This is a genomic window from Nostoc sp. CALU 1950 (assembly GCF_051172895.1).
GTDB lineage: Bacteria > Cyanobacteriota > Cyanobacteriia > Cyanobacteriales > Nostocaceae > Nostoc > Nostoc edaphicum_A.
In genome coordinates, this window is the sequence record NZ_JBDNJQ010000286.1 from 1 (window position 1) to 4,369 (window position 4,369).

General features: G+C 40.0%; 4 protein-coding genes. 2 read left to right on the forward strand and 2 right to left on the reverse strand.

Features of this window, described 5'->3' with window-relative positions:
- Nucleotides 1-51: 51 nt before the first annotated feature.
- The gene (locus ABF638_RS36770) at nt 52-1,338 is read right to left on the reverse strand and encodes a glutamyl-tRNA reductase (protein ID WP_435027683.1); all 1,287 of its coding nucleotides are present in this window, start codon (nt 1,336-1,338) and stop codon (nt 52-54) included.
- A 232-nt stretch (nt 1,339-1,570) separates the two neighbouring features.
- Complete coding sequence (gene glpX / locus ABF638_RS36775; protein ID WP_435027684.1) at nt 1,571-2,608, reverse strand: class II fructose-bisphosphatase; 1,038 nt, start codon at nt 2,606-2,608, stop codon at nt 1,571-1,573.
- A 353-nt stretch (nt 2,609-2,961) separates the two neighbouring features.
- Here glpX and ABF638_RS36780 point away from each other — a divergent pair, with 353 nt between their 5' ends.
- Nucleotides 2,962-3,534, forward strand: a complete 573-nt coding sequence (locus ABF638_RS36780; protein ID WP_435027685.1) for a DUF981 family protein — start codon at nt 2,962-2,964, stop codon at nt 3,532-3,534.
- 250 nt (nt 3,535-3,784) lie between these two features.
- The coding region (locus ABF638_RS36785) for a class I SAM-dependent methyltransferase (protein ID WP_435027686.1) at nt 3,785-4,369 on the forward strand (585 nt) is incomplete at its 3' end.

The following is a 4,369-nucleotide window of genomic DNA, read 5'->3' on the forward strand; positions in this document are numbered from 1 at the left end:
CTAAGATCCCCGACTTCTTTAAGAAGTCGGGGATCTTACTTGTTGTTTAATTTAACTAAACTGCTCCCCTGCATCTAAGTTGAACAGCATTTGCAGAGTTTGCATACAACGCCTTCTGGCTTCAACATCTTGCTGCGATCGCAATTGCACCATCGGGTCATGTAAAATTTTATTGACAATTCCCCGCGTTAATGCTTCAATCACCTCTTGGTGTTTATCGGCGAATTCCGAACCCAATCTCGACAAAGCTTTTTCTAATTCTTGTTCGCGGATGGTTTCGACTTTATTTCGCAGACAGCTAATAGTGGTAACAGTTTCTAAACTTCGCCACCAAATATCAAAGGCTTCCACTTCTTCTTCTAAAAGTTTCTCTGCTTCCTGTGCAATCTTCCGACGGCTTTCGTAGTTTTGCGCTACTACTGCCTTCAAATCATCCACATTAAACGCCTGTACATTTTCTAGTTCATTTACATCTGCATGAACATTACGCGGCACAGAAATATCAAATAACATTAGAGAGCGCTGAACTTCTAAAACCATTTCCAATTTGGCACGGTCAAGTATTGGCTCTGTAGCAGAAGTACTTGTAAACACCAAATCACTCTCGGCAATTACTGCCATCATTTCTGATAGTGGATGAATATTGATCGGTTGTTGAGGGAACTGCTTGGCTAATTCTAGGGCGCGATCGCGAGAGCGATTTACAATACTAATTTCCACAGCACCTTTAGAAATTAGGTGTTGCACCAGCAGCCGCGACATTTTACCAGCACCCAGAATTACTACTCGGCAAGCAGCTAAATTTGCTACTTTTATCTGTGCTAACTCCACAGCAGCCGAACTGATAGAGACAGCGCCAGTACCAATACTAGTTTCAGTGCGAACCCGCTTACCAGCTGTTAACGCTTGTTTAAATAATCGATTCAAAATGGTTTTTATACCACTATATTGCTGCCCCAGCTTGTGAGTAGTCTTCACCTGAGCCAGAATTTGACCTTCTCCAAGTACTAGACTATCTAAACCACCGGCCACCCGCATAACGTGCATAACTGCATCATCATGCAACAACATAAATAAATGTTGTCGCAAAGAAAGCACGGGTAATTTACTGTATTCAGCAAGAAACTGCGTTACTTCCCGGATACCTTGGTCTGCTTCACTGGTGACAATGTAAATTTCCAGGCGGTTACAAGTGCTAAGAATTGCAACTTCATCAATATGGGGATAGTTGGCCAGTTGAGCGATCGCACTTTCAATTTGTGGTTCTGGAATGCTCAGTTTTTCCCGGACTTCTACTGGGGCTGTTTTATGGCTTAACCCCACCACTGCTATATTCATTTGCTAAATTGTAGTTACTAGTTGGTAGTTGGCAATCTGGTATTAAGTAAGAATAGGGAATGGGGAACTTTTGTTTATTGGTTGATAGTTTTCCAACCAACCATTAATCACTAACTACTAACTACTAACTACTGTAAAGGTAAAGCATTTTGGTGATGATTTTTCCGTTTTATAGAAACATTTCTTTCCAAATGCTTTACCATTACTTTTACCATTCCCCATTCCCTAAAAATTAGTTCAATTGGAGAACTTTTGGTTCACCAAACAAGTGAATTGTATCAACAAATCGAGCAGTTTTCGATTGGTTAGAAATTACCAAGCTTTGAGTTCTTGCCCCGTCTTTGAAGAAACGTACACCTTGCATGAGATTACCACTGGTAATGCCGCTAGCCGCGAACAGAATAGTTTTACCAGATGCCAGTTCATGAGCATCATAGACCTTATCGGGGTCATTAATATTCATAGACTTTAAGCGATCGATGTTGGCTTCTCTGCTTTCTCCAATCAGACCTGTTTTGACTACAGCTGGATCGTAGATCAGTTGACCTTGGAAGTGTCCACCCAAAGCACGCATTGCTGCTGCTGAGATTACGCCTTCAGGAGCCGCACCGATACCCATCAACGCGTGGATATTAGTTCCAGCAAAACCACAGCTTATAGCTGCACCCACATCACCATCTGAAATTAGGGCGACTCTCGCTCCAGCCTCACGGATTTCCTTAATTAAATCGTTGTGGCGTTCGCGCTTCATGACTACGACCACAAGTTCTTCAATACTCCGATCTAGACACTCAGAAAGAATCTTGAGGTTTTCTGTTGCTGACTTGTTGATGTCTACCTTGCCCTTAGCTGCGGGGGGTGCTGCTAACTTCTTCATGTAAAAGTCAGGAGCAGCAAATAATCCACCCTTTTCAGAAATTGCCAAGACAGCCATCGAACCAGGTTGTCCATAAGCTACCAAGTTGGTACCTTCACAGGGGTCAACAGCGATATCAATTTCAATTAATTCATCAGGGTTACAGACACTTTCGGCATCTGGTTGGGTACAGATACCAACTTCTTCCCCGATGTATAGCATAGGCGCGTCGTCACGTTCGCCTTCCCCAATCACAATGCGACCGCGCATGTGGATTTTATTCATCCGCTCCCGCATAGCTTCCACAGCTACCTGGTCAGCGATGTTTTTTTCGCCTTTGCCCATCCACTTTGCAGATGCGATCGCGGCTTGCTCTACTACTTCAATAATCTCTAAACCAAGTGTATTTTCCACAGAGTTTGCCCTCTCAGCTGCTTGAATTTGCGTCGTTTTATCTGCCTATTTCAGTTTTCAAGTCTACCAAAGGGCGGATACACGTGGAAGAAAGTTAAGTTTTACTGCTAACTCGTTAGAAAAGTGCCAGTTAAGACATCCTAATTTTTCACTCCTACAACTCCAGTATAAAACCTGTTTAAAAGTTACTAAGTTAAGAACTGGTACAAATATTTAGCAGTGTATATCCATAATGTTGCTTTTATTCAGGTCTATCTTTAGGTATAAAATAACAAAGAAGAAAGCTAGTAGATTCACTAAAAACTGAAAAACGATGCACAAAGTAAACATCTTGTCAAACTAAGAGGTTAATCGTGTTTATCGACTACATCACTCTAATGTTAATCAATATGGTAGCTGGGTTATTTCTACTGGCTGACTATGTATATCGTGGTATAGATAGCTCTAATCAAAGGCAGTGGATTCCCGGTTTCGGAATTACAGGTGCGATCGCACTCACAACTGGTTTACACATGAGTTTTACCTGGCCTGTTACCGGTAGCTTTAACATTGCCTTCGGTGAAACAAGTGTTCTTTTTGGAATCTTGTTTGTGGCAGCTGCGATCGCCCTAGCTCAAAATTGGGATTTATTGACAATAGCAGTTTACGGCTTTTTTGCTGGCGTAGTTGCGATCGTAGTCGGTATCCGCATCATCAACTTGAATTTGACACGCCAACCGCTCTTATCGGGAATCGGCTTTATTTTAACTGGCTTAGGTGGTGTTTTTGCAGCGCCAACTCTCTATTGGAAAACCAACCGAACTTGGCGGCTAATTGGCGTAGCAGTGCTGATAGTTGCCGCTCTAATTTGGGCATTGACTGGATATTTGGCTTACTGGAATCATTTAGAGAGTTTCCAAAAGTGGGTTCCGGCGCCGATGCGATAAGCAATACCAGCAATAATCTAGGCTAGTAGAAACATAGTTAAAATCTTGCTTAAGAAAATAATGCTGGACTTTCTTAATCCCCTTTGAAATGCTATCCAGAGTAAGTTAAAGCTATCGTAAAACTAGCTTTACACACTGCATTCGTGGTAAAATGCTGCTGTCGTTGAAAAGTGTAAATGTTTACTGATCTCTATCAATCTTTGAAATTTGAGAACAATCTCCAAAATATTTAAATTGGATATCAACATATATGACAATCAATACTATGGATTTATTTCAAGGTCATAAAACAAAGATTGATTTCAACCCCCATATTAGAGAAGAATACGAAAAGCGAGTAGTATCGCAAGATAGATTGCTTGATATTGGTGGAAGAAATAGCTATTCATTAAGTCGTAAGAGAATCAATTTATTGAATCAAAATCCCAATAACATTATCGTATCTACTGATATTATTGCCGAATATAAACCAGACCTTATAGATGATATTGCTAATACTAAAATAGAGCCTAATTCTTTTAGTGGTATTTATTGCAATGCTATATTAGAACATGTTGAAGAATATTGGAAAGCAATAGATAATATTTATAATATTTTAGAAGAAAAAGGAGAAGCATTTTTTTATGTACCATTTTTTTGGGGTTTTCACGATCAAATGGACTATCACAGATTTACTTTTGCTGAAGTTGGAAGAATGTTGGAAAAATTTCCTGAAGTAAAAATATTTTCTCCTGGAGAAGGTCAGGGATTTGGTTTTGTCTTTTGGTATATTTTAACAATAACTAATATCAGAATATTTCCTAAATTGTTTAAATTTTTAAGCAAAATAACAAAT